Annotated in this window: 18 protein-coding genes; 8 read left to right on the forward strand and 10 right to left on the reverse strand. The window is 62.5% G+C overall.

Going from position 1 to position 16239, the window contains the following annotated elements; translation table 11 throughout:
- Positions 1–25: 25 nt before the first annotated feature.
- From ligM (MU551_RS19000) to MU551_RS19030, 7 genes are all read right to left on the reverse strand, one after another.
- On the reverse strand, positions 26–1438 hold the full coding sequence (gene ligM / locus MU551_RS19000) for a vanillate/3-O-methylgallate O-demethylase (RefSeq protein WP_247048007.1): 1413 nt from the start codon (positions 1436–1438) through the stop codon (positions 26–28).
- A gap of 64 nt (positions 1439–1502) precedes the next feature.
- On the reverse strand, positions 1503–2396 hold the full coding sequence (locus tag MU551_RS19005; RefSeq protein ID WP_308198324.1) for a methylenetetrahydrofolate reductase: 894 nt from the start codon (positions 2394–2396) through the stop codon (positions 1503–1505).
- A 55-nt stretch (positions 2397–2451) separates the two neighbouring features.
- Positions 2452–3945, reverse strand: coding sequence for an aldehyde dehydrogenase family protein (locus MU551_RS19010; protein ID WP_247048009.1), 1494 nt, complete (start codon positions 3943–3945; stop codon positions 2452–2454).
- On the reverse strand, positions 3942–4982 hold the full coding sequence (locus MU551_RS19015; protein ID WP_247048041.1) for a VOC family protein: 1041 nt from the start codon (positions 4980–4982) through the stop codon (positions 3942–3944). Before MU551_RS19015 ends, MU551_RS19010 begins: the two co-directional genes overlap by 4 nt.
- A 24-nt stretch (positions 4983–5006) precedes the next feature.
- On the reverse strand, positions 5007–6086 hold the full coding sequence (locus tag MU551_RS19020; RefSeq protein WP_247048048.1) for a 4-oxalomesaconate tautomerase: 1080 nt from the start codon (positions 6084–6086) through the stop codon (positions 5007–5009).
- Positions 6073–6810, reverse strand: a complete 738-nt coding sequence (locus MU551_RS19025; protein WP_247048051.1) for a 4-carboxy-4-hydroxy-2-oxoadipate aldolase/oxaloacetate decarboxylase — start codon at positions 6808–6810, stop codon at positions 6073–6075. Before MU551_RS19025 ends, MU551_RS19020 begins: the two co-directional genes overlap by 14 nt.
- Entirely contained in the window at positions 6807–7538 is a 732-nt protein-coding gene (locus MU551_RS19030) for a PIG-L deacetylase family protein (RefSeq protein WP_247048053.1), read from the reverse strand. The genes MU551_RS19025 and MU551_RS19030 overlap by 4 nt, the downstream gene beginning before the upstream one ends.
- 155 nt (positions 7539–7693) lie before the next feature.
- Here MU551_RS19030 and ligM (MU551_RS19035) point away from each other — a divergent pair, with 155 nt between their 5' ends.
- Positions 7694–9154 carry a vanillate/3-O-methylgallate O-demethylase gene (ligM, locus tag MU551_RS19035; protein WP_247048055.1) on the forward strand — a complete coding sequence of 487 codons (1461 nt, stop codon included), beginning with the start codon at positions 7694–7696 and terminating at the stop codon, positions 9152–9154.
- A gap of 1 nt (position 9155) precedes the next feature.
- Here the strand turns inward: ligM (MU551_RS19035) and MU551_RS19040 are convergent, their stop codons facing one another.
- Positions 9156–9851: a GntR family transcriptional regulator gene (locus tag MU551_RS19040; protein ID WP_247048063.1), complete on the reverse strand. Its 696-nt coding sequence runs from the start codon at positions 9849–9851 to the stop codon at positions 9156–9158.
- A gap of 79 nt (positions 9852–9930) precedes the next feature.
- Between MU551_RS19040 and MU551_RS19045 the strand changes: the two genes are divergently transcribed.
- The 4 genes from MU551_RS19045 to MU551_RS19060 all read left to right on the forward strand — a co-directional run bounded on the left by MU551_RS19045 (position 9931) and on the right by MU551_RS19060 (position 12465).
- Positions 9931–10722 (forward strand): NAD(P)-binding domain-containing protein, encoded by a 792-nt coding sequence (locus MU551_RS19045; protein ID WP_247048065.1) that lies wholly within the window; start codon positions 9931–9933, stop codon positions 10720–10722.
- Between the two features lie 110 nt (positions 10723–10832).
- Positions 10833–11261: a hypothetical protein gene (locus MU551_RS19050; protein ID WP_247048067.1), complete on the forward strand. Its 429-nt coding sequence runs from the start codon at positions 10833–10835 to the stop codon at positions 11259–11261.
- A complete protein-coding gene (locus MU551_RS19055) occupies positions 11255–11488 on the forward strand; it encodes a helix-turn-helix transcriptional regulator (RefSeq protein ID WP_247048069.1) in 234 nt (77 codons plus the stop codon). The genes MU551_RS19050 and MU551_RS19055 overlap by 7 nt, the downstream gene beginning before the upstream one ends.
- Positions 11485–12465 (forward strand): NAD(P)-dependent alcohol dehydrogenase, encoded by a 981-nt coding sequence (locus MU551_RS19060; protein WP_247048071.1) that lies wholly within the window; start codon positions 11485–11487, stop codon positions 12463–12465. The genes MU551_RS19055 and MU551_RS19060 overlap by 4 nt, the downstream gene beginning before the upstream one ends.
- Positions 12466–12469: 4 nt before the next feature.
- Here MU551_RS19060 and MU551_RS19065 read toward each other — a convergent pair whose 3' ends face one another.
- Positions 12470–13303, reverse strand: coding sequence for a putative protein N(5)-glutamine methyltransferase (locus MU551_RS19065; RefSeq protein ID WP_247048078.1), 834 nt, complete (start codon positions 13301–13303; stop codon positions 12470–12472).
- A gap of 355 nt (positions 13304–13658) precedes the next feature.
- Here MU551_RS19065 and MU551_RS19070 point away from each other — a divergent pair, with 355 nt between their 5' ends.
- Together MU551_RS19070 and MU551_RS19075 are read left to right on the forward strand one after the other, a co-directional pair.
- Complete coding sequence (locus tag MU551_RS19070) at positions 13659–13985, forward strand: hypothetical protein (RefSeq protein ID WP_247048080.1); 327 nt, start codon at positions 13659–13661, stop codon at positions 13983–13985.
- 90 nt (positions 13986–14075) lie between these two features.
- On the forward strand, positions 14076–14873 hold the full coding sequence (locus MU551_RS19075; protein WP_247048082.1) for an SDR family NAD(P)-dependent oxidoreductase: 798 nt from the start codon (positions 14076–14078) through the stop codon (positions 14871–14873).
- A 16-nt stretch (positions 14874–14889) separates the two neighbouring features.
- Here the strand turns inward: MU551_RS19075 and MU551_RS19080 are convergent, their stop codons facing one another.
- The gene (locus MU551_RS19080; RefSeq protein WP_247048084.1) at positions 14890–15600 is read right to left on the reverse strand and encodes a flagellar biosynthesis protein FlhF; all 711 of its coding nucleotides are present in this window, start codon (positions 15598–15600) and stop codon (positions 14890–14892) included.
- Positions 15601–15797: 197 nt separating this feature from the next.
- Here MU551_RS19080 and MU551_RS19085 point away from each other — a divergent pair, with 197 nt between their 5' ends.
- Positions 15798–16187, forward strand: a complete 390-nt coding sequence (locus MU551_RS19085) for a YchJ family protein (protein WP_247048086.1) — start codon at positions 15798–15800, stop codon at positions 16185–16187.
- Positions 16188–16239: the final 52 nt, after the last annotated feature.

Consider the following 16239-nt stretch of genomic DNA (forward strand, 5'->3'; position numbering starts at 1 on the left):
GGCGCCCCTCAGCCACGGCATCCGACTAAGCCGATTTGTAGTTGGTCCGCCACCCGCCACGGTACGAGGCGCGTGCGACAGCGGAGTAGGGCACCGGGCTTACCACCGCCCGCACCTCGGTCTGGACGTGCGGCTCGACGGCGGCCTTGGCGGTACCGCCGTCGGGTTCTCCCCACACAACCTTCAATTCTGTGCCTTCGGGAACGTCATGGTCGATGGTGGCCAGCGACAGTGCCTGCCGCTCGTTTGCGCTGTAACCGGTGAACATGGAGTACCCCACCACGACGCCGTCCGCGTCGATCACGGAGTCGTAGTTTGCCGAACCGTAGTTGGCGAGCGGCAGGTCAAAGAACTTGTAGCTGGGTCCTTCAGGCTTGAACAGCGACGCGAAGATGGACGTGACGTCGTCGCCGTCCCAGGCGAGGGTGACCTTCTTGCGCTGCGAAGCCTGGTCGATCCGCTCCAGAGCGTCGCGTCCTATGAAGTCATGATCGAACTTCACGAAGGTGCCGTAGCCCAACTCCCACGGGGTGAGGTAATAGTCCTCGATATTCTCGGATACGAACGATCCGGCGAGGGTTCCGGTTGCCTCGTATCCGTCGGCGGGAAGCCACTCACGGTATCCGCGCTCGGCTTCCCCTGAATAGATGGCCGGCAATGGCGATGGGATCCAGCCGGATTCAAGGGTGTTGGATGGATAGGCGCGGGAACCAACAGGCACCAGCCCGAATTCGGCGCCGGCCTCGATGACCGCGTCCCGGATGCGCCCATGGTCGGAATACGGCCCGAAGATTTCAAGACCCGGAGCACCTGCCATGCCATGGCGAAGGGTACGGACGTTTGTACCGTCAATGCTCATTGTTGACATGTTGAAGAACTTCAGCTGTTCAACAGGGCCGCGGTTGAGTTTTTCGATCACCTGCCAGGCGTTCGGTCCTTGGATCTGGAAACGGTAGTACTGACGGGTGACCGGTTGACCGTATGGCCGGGACGGCGAGCGCCGGTCCACGGTCATCTCCAGGTTGGGGTAGCCTCCCGTCTGGCCTTGGTAGAGGAGCCAGTTAGCTGCCGGTGAGCGTCCAACGTACACATACTCCTCCTCTGCCAGGCGGAAGAGGATGCCGTCGCCGATGACGTGTCCGGACTCCGTGGTGGGCACGTACTGCTTCGCCCTGTTGACCGGGAACACCTCGGTGGAGTTGATGGCCGTGGCTGAAATCAGCTTGATCGCATCGGGGCCCTTCATAAACAGATTGTCCATGTGATGGGACTGGTCGAAGAGCACGGCCGTCTCGCGCCACGCCGTCTGCTCCTTGATCCAGTTCTGGAAATCGGCCGGGACCACCGGATAGATATACGACCCGATCTGCGAATTGCGGAGCAGGTCCACTGCGCCGCGGGACGAATCAAGGACTTCCTGCAGATTCCTGGGTGCCATGATCAACCTCTTTTTCTGTATCGGTTTGTTGTTCTCGCTGTCCGTTCACGACGGCGATGCCTCCTTACTCCTGCCCGGCCATAAAGCGCCGAGCCCAGTCGGCAGTCTCGGTCAGGCCGCCGAAGGTGTAGAAATGAAGCCCGACCTGTCCCCGAAGGCCTGGTCCCTGACCCGTGGAATGATCGGCAAGTACCGCGGCAAGATCGTTGACAAAGTTGTCCGGCCCGGCGGTGCCCACGAGGTTGGTGAGTGAAAAGCCGTACTTCTTCACGATCATGGCATTTGCGCCGACGCCGAAGCGGCGTGCAAAGCCCAGGAGCCGCTTTATCCCCGCCGGTCCCGGAGTTCCGACGCGGATAGGCGCGCTGATGCCCTTGGCGCGAACAGCCTCGATCCACTCCGCAACGGGATCGGTATCGAACGCGAACTGAGTGAAAATGACAGTGTCCAGGCCCTGTTCCCTGAGCGCTGCGTACTTCTCTTCAAGCGCTCGCCACAAGGTCTCATCCGGGATGTCCGGGTGCCCTTCGGGGTACCCTCCGATTCCGACTTCACGTACTCCGAACTCCTGCAGAAGACCGCTGCGTATCAGCGCTAGTGAGTCGTTGTACGGACCTTCGGGGTGGGCGGGATCACCGCCGACGGCAAGAACGTGCTCCACGGCGGCGAACTCCTGCAAGCGCCCGAGGAACTCCTGAAGGACCTGCTTGGACTTCAACCGTCGGGCCGAGATGTGAGGTACCGGAACGAAGCCCATTTCCCGTGCCGACCTAGCCGCAGCCACACGCATCTCAAGGTCTTCGTTGCCGAGGAACGTCACGTTGATTCTCGTGCCAGCCGGGATGAGTGTTCGCGCCTGCACGAGAGCGGGGACATCCTTCCCCGTCATCTCCAGCGAGAAGTCCTTCATGAGATCAAGCGAGGCTGCCCGATTGATCGTCTGTGTACTTTTAGTCACAAGCCCACGTCCTTTCGGCGGGCCCTGGTGAATCCCTCAATTTTAGCTATGTGCGTCACCCGGCGGACAGGGCTTCGGGATCGAGATGCGCCACTGAGCGGGTGTCCTGGAAGGCCCGAACGCCCTCGATCCCCTGCTCCCGGCCCATGCCGGACTGCTTCATGCCCCCGAACGGAGCACGAAGGTCCAGCCGCGTGGCCCCATGGTCGTTGACCCAGACGTAGCCGCAGACCAGCCGTCCGCCCACCCTGTTGGCGGACTCGGGATCGGCTGTCCACACGGAGCCGCAAAGCCCTGACCAGGATTCGTTCGCGGCGCGGACGGCTTCATCCTCGTTATCGAACGGAATGAGCGGAATCACCGGGCCAAACTGCTCCTGGGTGACTACGCGGAGGGATGGGTCGGGGTTGATCACCAGCGCGGGACGCAGAAAGTTCCCGCTCCGCAGATCCGGATCTTCCGGCAGGGTCCCGAACTCCCTGACATCGGCGCCCGCCTCCTTTGCTTCCTCGATGATCTCCGAGACGAAGGCCTTTTGCGCCGATTGGTGCAGGGGTCCCATCGTGGTTCCCTCGTCCAGTCCGTAGCCGATCACGGCATTTTCCAGCCGGGCGGACAGTCCTGCCACCAGCTCGTCCAGACGCGAACGGTGGACGTAAATCCGTTTCGCTGCCATGCAGATCTGGCCTGTGGTGTCGAAGATCGAGGCGTAGAGGCGGTCGAGGTGGGCATCGTCAAGAACGGCATCTCCCAGCACGACGGCGGCATCGTTTCCACCCAGTTCCAGCGTTACCCGGGTCAGGGACTTCGAGGCCATCTCCATGATGCGCTTACCACCCGAAACGCTGCCGGTAAAGCAGACCTTTGCGACGTCGGGGCTTGTGATCAGGGCGGACATGTCCGCATCCTTGCCGGTCACAACGTTCAGCACGCCGGGCGGAAGCTTCTCCGCAACTCTCTGCACCACCCGGGTAGTTGCGAGCGGAGTGGTGGGCGGAGGCTTCACAATCGCAGTGTTGCCGGCAAGAAGCGCGTGTGGCAGTGAAGCGGCGAGGATCGCGATGGGCCAGTTGAACGGCACGATGACCGTCACAACACCGAGTGGCTGGTACGCGACGGTAGTGGACACGGGAATGCCCGGCGCCGGCGGGAGCACCTTGGTGGCGTCCACTTCATCGGCGAGTTCCAGTGCGAGGTTCCACCGAAGCTCGAACACCAGCGAATCGACCCACGCCTCCATCCGAATTTTTCCGTTTTCCTGTGACAGGATGGCGGCATCTTCATCCCGGAAGTCTGCGATCCCCTCAAGTGCAGCCCGCATCCGGTCGGCGCGTTCCCGTGCGCTCAGTGCAGCCCATCCGGGGTAAGCCGCTTTGGCGGCGGCAATCGCGTCGTCGACGTCACCGGGATCCGCCGCTGCCGCGTACCCGACGATCACCCCCGGTTTGCCCGGATCGGCCACCTCCAAGGTGGCGGCAGCCTGACGCTCGGCGCCTCCGATGTACAGGCCAGTGGTCACTGGCGCCGACGTATTAACTGTGTTGGTCATGATTTCGCACCTTTCTGGGCTGTGCTGACGGATTCTTTTGTTTCGTCACTGACGACGTTGGGAGTTCCGTGGGTGTGGAACGTTTCGATGGTCTTCATTCCCCAGGCCTGCCCTTTTTTGCGCTCCTCCTGGGTCCACTCCACTACCGGGGAGTCGGGGTCCAGCAGGAGTCGGGCGCCGGCGTTCGCGAGTTCAATGCGGTTGCCCCCCGGCTCCCAGACATAAAGGAAGAAGGTCTGGTTGATCGCATGCTTGTGGGGGCCGGACTCGATGTGGATGCCGTTTTCAAGGAAGATGTCGGCTGCCTTGAGGATGTCCTCGCGGGTATCGGGGGCGAAAGCGAGGTGGTGCAGCCTGTTGCCGTGCTTGAGCCAGTCGTCCGAATAGACGATGTCGTAGGACTTGTTGTTGAAGTGGAACCACCAGGCGGCGTAACCGCCGTCGTCCAGCTTGATTCGTTCACTTTCGCGTCCCCGCAGGGCCGTCGCCACGAACTCTCCGTTGGCCACCACGTCCTTGGCGAGGAAGTTAATGTGATCCAGCCGCCTTGCATTAACGCCACGGCCAGGAAACGCCGAGGCCTGGTTCTTCAGTGCAGGCTTGTCGTCCGTGGCCACGTACCGCTTGGTTTCGTAGTAGATCGCCATGTCGTGTCCGTCGGGGTCATGGAAGGCGTAGGCGGGGCCCGTGCCCACTTCGCCGTCCACCCAGCCGATGCCCAGGCCGGTGGCTTCGATCGCCGCGACCCGCCGCTCAAGCGCCTCCGGACTGGTTGTCCTGAACGTCGTTCGGCCCACGCCCGCGTCAGCGGATGCCGTGAGCTTCAGCGTGTACAGCTGATATTCGTCCCACGTGCGCAGGTACACCGATTTTTTGCCGTTGCTGGAGCCGATTCCGGCATCGCCGGGCTCGCCGGTCTCCGCGACTACGCGCATGGCGAGCAGATCGCGGAAGAACCACAGGCTCTCGTCAAAGGTCGGCGTCAGCAGCTCCACGTTCCCGAGGTGGGCGACGTCGAACGAGGTGTACTCGGTCATGGCTTGTCCTCTCCACGGTTCAATTCACAGGCGCGGTCTCGGGAAGACGCGCCCGTCGAAGATCTTCCGCGCCGTGCGGAGGGCTGCCGAGCGGGTGACAATGAACCCGTCCGGGCTTGAATCGACCGCCACGTCGACGTCGAAGTGGCCGGTGGGGTGTTCGATGCCAAGCGGGGAGCCGGGCGACGGCAGCACCGCGAGTCCATAACCGATTGACCCTTCGGCAAGCAATCCGGCGCCGACGGTGAGGGCACCCAGTACGCCGATCGACGTATGTACCCGCACCGGCAGGAAACTGCGGGTGGCGATGGCGCCGCCAGCGCGCGGCGGGGACAGAAGCACAAGCTTCGGCACCGTTGTATCGGTGACATCTCCCAGGCCCATCATCTTGGCCGCCTCAACGCGGACCCCTCTCAAGCGGTCTCCCAGACCGCCGTCGGACTCCAGATCGGCAGGCGACTCGTCGCCTCTGAGCCCGAGGTCTGCGGCACGTATCAGTACTGTCGGCATGCCGTTGTCCACGCACGTTACGTCCACACCGTCCACCCGGTCCAGCACGTTTCCGGACGGGAAGAGTGCTCCCGTTGACGAGCCGGCTGTTCCCTCGAAGTCGAGCTGGATTGCACCGGCCGTACCGGGAACGCCGTCGATCGCCAGGCCGCCGTTGTAGTCCACCACGCCGTCGGGGGTGGCGAACCGGGCAGTGGCGTTGCTGTCCGTGTTGACCATTCGGATGCGCACTTCAGTCTGCTCGTTGCCGGCCTGAATGAGGCCGCGCTCGACCGCAAAGGGGCCAACTCCGGCCAGAATGTTGCCGCAGTTCTGGCGGTCGGTCACAAACGCGCTGTCGACGCCCACCTGCAGGAAGAGATAGTTGACATCGGCACCGTTATCAGGGGACGGTGCGATGACAGCGACCTTGCTCGTAAGGGGATCCGCGCCACCAAGCCCATCGATCTGCCGGGGGTCGGGCGTGCCCATGATTCGCAGCAGCAGGTTGTCACGTTCCTCGGGGTCTGCGGGGAGGTCGGATGCGAGGAAGAACGCACCCTTCGAAGTGCCTGCGCGCATATACAGGCAAGGGATCCCCTCAACCGCGGCCATGATCCGCTCCGATGTGATCCGCCTCGTCAGCGGCGCTGTACTCGGAAGCGGTGACGTAGCGTACGCCCAAGTCATCCAACAGGCCGCGAAGCTTGTTCCGATCCAGGCTCAACTCACCGGCGAGGTAGGCAGCGCGCGAGACCGCTTCCTTCACCACCCTCGCATCGGCTGCTTCGCAGACGCTCCGGGCGGAATGGCGCGGCACGCACAGTACGCCGTCATCGTCAGCCACAATAACGTCGCCCGGCTTTACCAACGTGCCGCCAACCGTGATCGGCACGTTCACGGAGCCGGCGGTCGCCTTGACCGTACCCTGGGCGTTGACTGCCCCACACCAGACAGGAAAGCCCATGGCCCGCAGGTCGGCGACATCCCGAACCCCGCCCGTTGTCACAAGCCCCCGCACCCCACGATGCTGCAATGCCGTGGCGAACAGTTCGCCGAATGATCCGTCAAGCGAGGGGGAGGCCGTGGTCACCACAAGCACATCACCCTGGCGGCATTGTTCCACTGCAGCATGGATCATCAGGTTGTCGCCCGGCCAACAAAGGACGGTGACGGCCGAACCTGCAATTCGGGTTCCTTCCTGGATGGGGCGGATTGAGGGCCCCACCAACCCTGTGCGCCCCATTGCTTCGTGTACCGTCGCAACGCCCTGTGATCCGAGTGCATGAATGGTGGAAGCATCGGCCCTCGGGATATCAGTGACCACAACGCTTTTCATTCAAGTACCTCGGTGACCTGGGGGTAGTAGCGCATGTACGCCTCTCCCTTGGTGTCAACCGGAAGGCCGAGGTTGGGGCCCGCGTTGCGCTTGACCTGCACGCCGCGGCGCACGGCCAGCGACGTGTAGTAGTCCCACATGTGCTGCTGCGCCGGAAGGCACTTCATCGCCTGTTCCTTGGTGGGGAAGGCGGAGGTGATGTCCAGCAGGACATCGGGTTTGAAGTCGCATTGTTCGGGCTGATGTGGCTCGAAGAAGAACACCGGCGGCGCACCAAGCACTTCGCCCGGAGCCTCGTAACCGATCGCCTGGGCCAGGATTCTGGCCTCGATTGCAAGCCTGCCGGCTGCGGGGTGATCTCCGTTGTATGGGTCCAGCAGCGGATGGGTCAGCACGACTGTGGGCTGGACCCGGCGGTAGATCCGCACCAGCTCATCCAGCAGCTCCCGGCTCGGCAGAAGGGGGTAGTCGCCTGCGTCGAGGAATTCGATTTCAGCGCCAAGGGCAGCGGCGGCGGCCTGGGCTTCTTCTCGCCGGATCGCCTTGATTTCATCCAGTGATTTTCCTGCCAGCCACTGGCTTGCGGATTCGCCGCGCTCGCCGTACGAGAGGCAGACGACGACGGCGCGATCACCGCGGGCAGTAGCGGCAGCAATGGCGCCGCCGGCCCGCCAGACGAAGTCGCCGGCGTGCGCGCTCACGACCAGCACGGTGCCTGCATTGGCCATGATGGGTCCCTCCCGAATCGCTGTCCCATCTCCGCATTCTCTTGCCAGACAACCACTCTCTGGTACTCCGGTCAAGGGATCGGCTACAATTTTGTTACCAATCTTGGTCCCGATGTTTGTTGCTGCCCGAGGCGATCGATTCGGAGGAAAACCTGATGGCGCAGAAGACTCTGCAGGACGTTCTCGACGAGGCAGGAAACACCGTCGAACTCCTGCGCAACTCCCAACTGGGCACCTACATCTATCCGGTGGTCCCGGCTGAGTTCACCAACTGGCGGCGCGAGCAGCGGGCGTGGCGGGAAACAGCAGTGCTGTATGACCAGTCCCACCACATGGTGAATTTCTTTATGAAGGGCCCGGGCGCCCTCAGGCTCCTTTCCGACACCGGCATCAACAGCTTCGCCAACTTTCCCGTAAACACGGCCAAGCAGTTTGTGCCGACGGCGTCCAACGGCGGGGTAATCGGGGACGGTATCCTTTTCCACCTGGACGAGGACCACTTCGTCTTTGTCGGGCGCGCTCCCGCTGCCAACTGGCTGCAGTTTCACGCGGAGACCGGAGGGTACGACGTCGAATGCACCTATGATGACCGGTCGCCGTCGCGTCCCTACGGTCAGGCGGTCCACCGCGAGTTCTACCGCTTCCAGATCCAGGGCCCGAACGCCTGGCAGATCATCGAAAAGCTCAACAACGGAACGCTCGAACAAGTGAAGTTCTTCCACATGGGGCAACTGGGCATCGCCGGGGAGCAAGTGCGTACGCTGCGCCACGGCATGGCCGGAGCGCCGGGACTGGAAATCTGGGGGCCCTATGAGCAGCACGGAAAGATCCGTGACGCCGTACTCGAGGCTGGTGCAGAGTTCGGCCTCGAACCGTGCGGTTCAAGGGCGTACTCGTCAAACACCCTCGAGTCGGGCTGGATCCCCTCGCCGCTGCCGGCGATTTACAGCAGCGAAGCCGAACGTGGCTACCGTGAATGGCTGCCTGCAACCAGCTATGAAGCGATCAATGCGCTCGCCGGATCCTTCGTCTCGCAGGACATCGAGGACTATTATCTGACACCGTGGGAGCTCGGCTACGGTTCGTTTGTGAAGTTCGACCATGACTTCATCGGGCGCGAGGCGCTGGAGCAGATCGATCCTGCCCGGCAGCGTAAGAAGGTCACCTTGGCCTGGAACGACGAGGACCTTGCGAAAATCTGGGCCTCGTTCCTGGACCGCAACAGCCCGGGCTACCAGTTCTTCGACGTGCCGAACGCCAACTACGGATCCTCGAACTATGACACTGTGGTGGACGCCGACGGCACCGGGGTGGGCCTCTCACTCTTCACCGGCGTCACCGCCAACGAGCGCCGCGGGCTGTCGCTCGCCACTGTTGATCCCGACGTCGAGATCGGCACGGAGCTCCGTGTGATCTGGGGCGAGCCCGATGGCGGATCGAAAAAGACCACCGTGGAACCACACGATCAGTTCAGTGTGCGCGCAGTTGTGAGCCCCGCTCCGTATGCCGTCACCGCACGCACTGAATACCACGGCGGCTGGCGGACCGCTGCAGCCACTGCCGCCGGAAACCCCGCCGCTGTCACCGGGAACGGCGGCTCCGGCACGAGTCTGTGACTCAGGTGCCGGCTGTCGGCCCCGACTCAGAGGACAACTCCCGCAGTGCGTCGATCACGCTCAGCAGGTGGATCCGTACGGCTCGCTCCGCAGCGTCCGGATTGCGGGAAATTACTGCGTCGATGATCGCGACGTGCTCCAGAACGGAGACCTTGGCCCGCTGGGGCCGCGACGACAGTTTGAACTGGTGCCGGACGCTCTGTGCGTGCAACCGCGCCAAAACGTCAGAGGCAGTGACATGATGGCTGAGTTCGCGGATGCGGACATCGAGGTAACGGTGCAGCCGCGCATATTCAACAAGATCGCCTTCGGCAACCGATTCGATCAACTGGTCACGAAGGCGCATGAAGGCCGCAACGTCTTCGTCCGCAATCGTGGCCGCTGTCTTCGCCGCGCACAGGCCTTCGACGCCAATCCGCACCTCAAGGATCTCGATGGCCTCCTCGACGGAGATAGCGCGTACCCGGGATCCGCGGTGGGGCAGGCGTTCCACCAGGCCTTCGGATGCGAGCTGAAGCAGCGCACTACGAACTGTCGCCCGGCTGGCCGAGAATTCCACGCCAAGGTCTGCCTCGACGAGCCGTTGGTTCGGGACATACTCGCCCCGGATGATCCCATCACGGATGAGGTCAGTGACCCTCTGATCGACGGCAGCGTCGTCGGCCACCGGTGAAGCACTTTCAAGCGCTGACGACATGTGGACTCAAACTCCCAAATCAGCCGATACCGAAGGGCCCCGAATGCGAGACACCATTTTGTCTACAATCTTAGGACCAATGGAGGCAGCTGTTCCCCTGCGCATTGCCGTTTTGGGCCTCGGAGAAGCCGGAAGTATTTACGCCGCCGATCTCGCTCGGCAGGGAGTGAGCGTTACTGCCTTCGACGTCGCGGCTACTGCAGTGCCGCCGGGTGTGGACCCTGCCGCGGATATCCCTGAAGCGGTCCGTAGGGCCGGCCTGGTGTTAAGCCTGGTCGGAGGCCGGGCGTCGGGAGCCGCCCTTGAGGAGGCCCTGCCTGCGATGGAGCGAACGGGCATCTTCGCCGACATGAATACCAGTGGCCCTTCTCAAAAGCAGGAGCTCGCGAAGCAGGCGGACGGGAAGGGGATCCTTTTCGCCGACGTGGCCATCCTCGCCCCGGTTCCGCGCGCGCGTATAAAGACGCCCTTGGTCCTGAGCGGTACCGGCGCAGTGGGCTTACTGCGCATCCTCTCCCAGCTGGGGATAGCGGCCACCAGTGCGGGGGATCGGGCGGGGGTTGCGGCGGAATTGAAGATGCTCCGCAGCGTCTTCATGAAGGGACTTGCCGCTACAGTCCTCGAATCCGTCACGGCTGCCCGGGCTGTGGGCGCCGAGGAGTGGGTCGTTGATCAGATTGCTTCAGAGCTTGGCCCTGATGGCCCTGGACTCGTGGCGCGAATACTGGAGGGAATGCCGGCACACTCCGTCCGGCGTGAGACCGAGATGCGCGAGGCGTGTTCGTTCCTTGAATCTCTGGGTGTCGCGCACCCGATGACAGACGGTGCCATCGAGTGGTTGCATTCACTTTCGGAATCAGACCCAACCTGACCGCTTGGCCCTGTTGCCTTTTGCGGGGCCTATTAAAGTCACCTTTTCCTAACATGGTGTAAAGTTTTATATACATCCTCCGAGTGGGGGTCCCTTGAAGAGGAGTGAACATGGGTTCCGAAGAAAGAAGCGCGTGGATCATGCTGGTGGTAAGCCTTACCGCCTACGCAATCTACGTAGCAATAGTCGTGGGGCAGGCCGGAAAGGCTCCGCTCGAGGAGGCCCCCTACGTCGCCGCGATGTTATGGACCACCGGGGCAGCCATCGTTGGCTCGATTCTGCTCAACATCATCGGCTCGATGGTCATGCGCGAAGGAGCCGGTAAAAAGGATCAAAGGGACCGGGAAATCTACCGGTTCGGCGAATCCATCGGTCAGTCTTTTCTCGTGATCGGCGGTGTCGCTGCACTTCTGATGTCAATGGCCGAGCTCCCCTACTTCTGGATCGCCAACGCCGTCTATCTCGCATTTTTCCTTTCAGCGGCACTGGCGTCCGTTGCCAAGATCGTCGCGTACAGGCGGGGCCTCCCGGCATGGTGAAGCCAACCAGGGTAACCAATGACATTCGGCGACTGCGGTTCGCCCACAACGAGATGACACAAGCGGAATTGGCTGACCGCACAGGAGTGACCCGCCAGACCATCATCGCCATTGAGCAGGGCCGCTATTCGCCGTCCCTCGAAATGGCCTTCCAGATAGCCCGGGTTTTCGGGGTAACGCTGGATGAAGTATTCCAATACCCGGCACAAGAGAGAGAAACACCATGAAGGCTATCGTCCAGGATGTATATGGCTCACCCGATGTGTTGCGGCTCGAGGACATCGATACACCGGCCGTCGGAGATAAGGATGTGTTGGTCCGTGTTCATGCCGCGGGAGTAGATTCCGGCGTCTGGCACCTCATGACCGGCAAGCCCTACCTCCTGCGTCTGTTCGGCTTCGGCGTGCGCAAGCCGAAGCTGCGGGTCCGCGGGCGGGATCTCGCGGGGACCGTAAGCGCTGTCGGAAAGAACGTCACCCGGTTCCAGCCAGGGGATGAGGTGTTCGGGACGTCCTTGAGCGGGACTTACGCAGAATATGCAGTCACCGGGGAGGGCCGACTGGAGCTGAAACCGGCGAACCTCACCTTTGAAGAAGCCGCCGCCGTCCCCGTCTCAGCCGCTGCGGCCCTTCACGGCCTCCGCGACGCCGGCCGTATCGAGGAAGGGCAGGAGGTTCTCATCATTGGAGCAGGTGGCGGTTTCGGTTCGTACGCAGTGCAGTTGGCGAAGGCGTATGGAGCGAACGTTACCGGGGTCTGCAGTACCAGCAAGGTCGAGCTGGTGCGTTCACTCGGCGCTGACCATGTCATTGATTACACCAAGGAGGACTTTGCCGACGGAGGACGCCGCTACGACCTCATCCTGGAGATAGCGGGAAACAACACACCGCTGTCCCGCCTCCGGAAGGCCTTGGCCCCCAAGGGAACCCTGGTCCTCGCGGGCGGTGAAGGCGGTGGCGAGATCTTTGGCGGCGTCGGCCGGCAGCTCGGGGGGCTCCTGTTGTCCGTCTTCATCGGCCAAAAGATCCGCGCCCTCGTATCTGGAGAGAGTGTCAAAGACCTGCAGGACCTGCGGGAGTTCATCGAGGCAGGGAAGTTCACACCGGCCATCGGCAAGACGTTCTCACTGATCGAGGTTCCCGAAGCGATACGCCAGCTGCATTCCGGGGAGGCGCAGGGCAAGTTGGTCATCACTCTCTCGTGAGACTTCAGGTGGCGCCGCTCTTACCCCCGGTGTCCGGTTTGGCTCCAATAACCACAGTGGAGCAGAGCTCCTCCGAGTAGACCGAGCGGGCAAGCAGGCCGGCGGTTGTCAGAATCCTGACAGCCGCCGCGGCCTGGCCGGCATCCGTCTCGATGAAGACGTGGCCGCCCGGCGCCAACCAGGGCAACACCCCGTCCGCGAGCCGCCGCAGGACTTCCAGCCCGTCGTCGCCCCCATCCAGCGTCACTCGTGGCTCATGGTCGCGGGCCTCGGCCGGCATCAGCCCGATAGCGTCCGTTGGCACGTAGGGGACGTTCGCCACGAGGACATCAACTCTGCCCGTCAAGCCGCTTGGCAGCGGGTCGAAAAGATCACCCTCGTAGACAGAACCGCCCAAGGCCTCAAGGTTTTCCCGGGCACATTCGACGGCTCTCGGTTCAATGTCGACCGCGTGAAGTTCAACGCCGCCGGTCCGGGCGGCAAGAACCAGGCCGAGGGCTCCGCTGCCACAGCACAGGTCCAGGATGACAGACCCCGGGAGGGTCACTCTTTCGGCTTGGTTTACCAGGAATTCCGTTCGCTGGCGGGGGACGAAGACATCCGGAGCAACCCCTATCCGCATGCCGCAAAAGTCCACCCATCCGAGAATGTGCTCGAGTGGAAACCCTGCTTCCCGTTTTGCAAGCATCGTTTCCAGCGCATCCTCTGGCCCGTCGTGTGACAGCAACAGCTGCGCCTCATCCTCGGCGTAAACACAACCTGCTGCGCGGAGTCGCGAGACGACAATGGGAAATGAATAGCGGGAACTTAGGGAATTCGGGCGATTGGAGGATGGCATCGGATGTGATCGTACTGGAAAAGTTCCAGGTGCATCAGTAGCTGCCGGGCAAAAACACCAGCGGGACCTCGTCGTCCCGGAACAGAAGCCGGCCACCAGGGACTTTAGTCCCTTACGGCAGCAGTGCTGTGTCCGGCACTCTTAAGGGCGAGCGGTTCCTGCACGCAATTGGGGGGAGGAACGGCTCGTTAACACCATGGTCTCGTGACGCTGCGGGGAGCGCGATTGAACTCCTTGCAGTTCGGTACGCAGCGATATTCAGGAGACCTTGGGGACAATGACCGATTTTCAGCACCTATGCATTCGCGCTGCGTTCAGTGCTGTTGCTCTTCTGGCCGAAGGCGTGGTCTAGGGCATGGTTCAGCAGCGCAGCGATTCACGGCTAAAAGTTACGGTTCGCATCCAAGAGAATCTGCAAACTGCACGCATCGAAGTGCGGGGAAGTGTCACCCGGGAGAACCTGCGCGCCCTGTACGTTGTCGCCCGGAGAACCAGTGTCATGCTCCCTGGCCGGGAAATTATCCTTGACCTCACGCATGCCCGGGCAGCAGTCGAAGCGATCCTGGAACTGCACGACCCGGACCGGTTGCTGCGCGTGATTGGGGCCGACGACAACAAGGAGCCGTGCCGAATCAGGGTCCTGGACCCCACGACCGGGCAGGACACCAAAGAAACCGCGTGAACACCGGCGTGCCCACTGCCGCCGGGTATTGCCAGCAGCCATCCACGGGAACATAGTGGAGAAATTCACTGCTCTGGCGTTAGGACGGCCATGCTGTACGAAAGTGGTTTGCTGGTAGGCGGCCTTCCCGGAAATGGTCTCCTTCAGGACAGAACTGCACTCATCTACGGTGCCGGGGGGCCGATTGGGGGAGCGGCGGCGAGGGGGCTGGCGGCTGAAGGCGCGCACGTATTCCTGGCCGGCCGAACACAATCCAAGCTCGACAAGGTGGCCAACGGGATCCGCGAGTTCGGCGGCGAGGCAGACACCGCCGTCGTCGACGCCCTCAACGAGACTGAGGTCGAAAACTTCGTTGACCAGGTGGCAAAACAAACTCAACGAATCGACGTCTCGTTCAACCTCATTTCCTATGGCGATGTCCAGCAGCCCCTCATGGAGATCTCGGCCGAGGACTTCACCCGGCCCATCACCAACGCAACTCGCACCCACTTCCTCACAACGCGGGCGGCGGCGAGGCATATGGTCAGGCAGCGGTCCGGCGTCATACTCCTGTTCGGCGGTTCCGGTCCTCAGACCTTGCCGGGCCTCGGCGGGCTTAAGGTCGCCCTTGACGCCCTGGAAGGCCTGCGAAGGCAGTGGGCACTAGAACTCGGGAAACGGGGTATCCGGGTGGTCACGATGGTTACGGGCGGGATCATTGAAACCATTCCGTGGCAGGTAGAGGGTCGTGACGAGATCGTGCAGGAGATCAACCGGACTGCGCACCTTAACAGGACTGCGACGCTGGAGGATGTGGGGAGTGTGGCGGCCTTCATCGCCTCGGATAAAGCGCGTGCCATCACTGATGCCACCATTAACATCTCCAGCGGCGGAATTGTGGACTACTGAAGGCCGGGCACGGACCCTATCTGACGCTCTCGGATTTCGACCGGGCAGAAAGGGAAACGAGGGAGCCGGTGTCAAGCAGGTCCTCCGCGCCCGGCGCGGGCTTCTTGAATGAGCGGGGAATCGGAACAGCTCCGCTTCTTTCCACAGGGCGGTGGTCCAACGCGGATTCCACTAACGGGGCAACCCGGGTCACCTGTTCGGGAAGTACTCCCCGCGGCGGGACGTCAGGGGCGGCCACGTTGATGGCCGGCTTGTCCGCCCTCGCCCTTGCCACGGCGCGGGCATCGGCGCGGGCAACTGCCTCGGCCCAGTCAGCAGCCATTTCGGCCGGTGGGCGATGTGTTTTGCCGATCAAAGGCAGTTGACCCTTGGCAGTCTGCAGGAACCTGGAAATCCGCTTCGGGTTTAGTGGCTCGGAAGGGGCGCGGGGTGCAGTGACCGAAGCCGGTTCGGCGTTTTTCCCGGTAGCCTCGCTCTCTGGCTTGCTGGCCTCCGGCTTGCTGGCGGGTTGGGGGGCCAGGGCAGCGGGCAGGCGCACAACATCAACCGTGTCCTCGCCGGGCAGCCGTCCAAACATGGCCATGACCAGCACCGCAGCCAACCGTCCCACGCCGGCAATGACGAGAGTTGCAATGAACACCAGGAACAGGCCCAGGAACATTACGAAAGCCACTCCGAGGGTGCCAAAAAAGGTCAGGTTCAGGGCGATGGTCGTCGGATCTTCCACTTACCTCTCCTATCCAGCCTGCAGTGAGGTAGTTGCCTGAATCAGTCGCTTGGGCAACTGCCCCTATCCACCTTACGTACAATTCGGCCGGCTTGCTCCCGGCAGGCGGCCGGTGGCGGACTTCGTGTCGCAGCCGTTACCGTTTGTTCACTGCTTGCGGTTGATTCGCCCATCAGACCAACTCCCGAAGGAAAAAATTGACGTACACCGGACGGTGTCCCTGCCTCTCCGGCAACCAGTACAACGAGTGCTGCGGCCGCTTCCACACAGGAGAGGCATATGCCCCCACCGCGGAGCAGTTGATGCGCTCGCGGTACAGCGCTTTTGTAGTGCTCGACAAGAAGTACCTCCTTCAAACGTGGCATCCCCGGACGCGGCCATCATCTCTGGAACTGGATCCTGAGATGCAATGGCGCCGGCTGGATATCCTGTCCACCCGGCTCGGTGGCCCACTCGACGCGGAGGGGACAGTGGAATTCGCAGCCCACTTCCGGCACGACGGCGAACGCGGAGTCCATCACGAGACGAGCCGTTTCCTCCGGGAGGACAAGCGCTGGTACTACCTCGATGGACAGGTGCCCGGATAGGGGCCAGGCGATGCACCGGACGCCGGGCATCGTTGCCCGCCGCCCGGCGATT

This window comes from Arthrobacter rhizosphaerae (assembly GCF_023062595.1).
Classification (GTDB): domain Bacteria; phylum Actinomycetota; class Actinomycetes; order Actinomycetales; family Micrococcaceae; genus Arthrobacter; species Arthrobacter rhizosphaerae.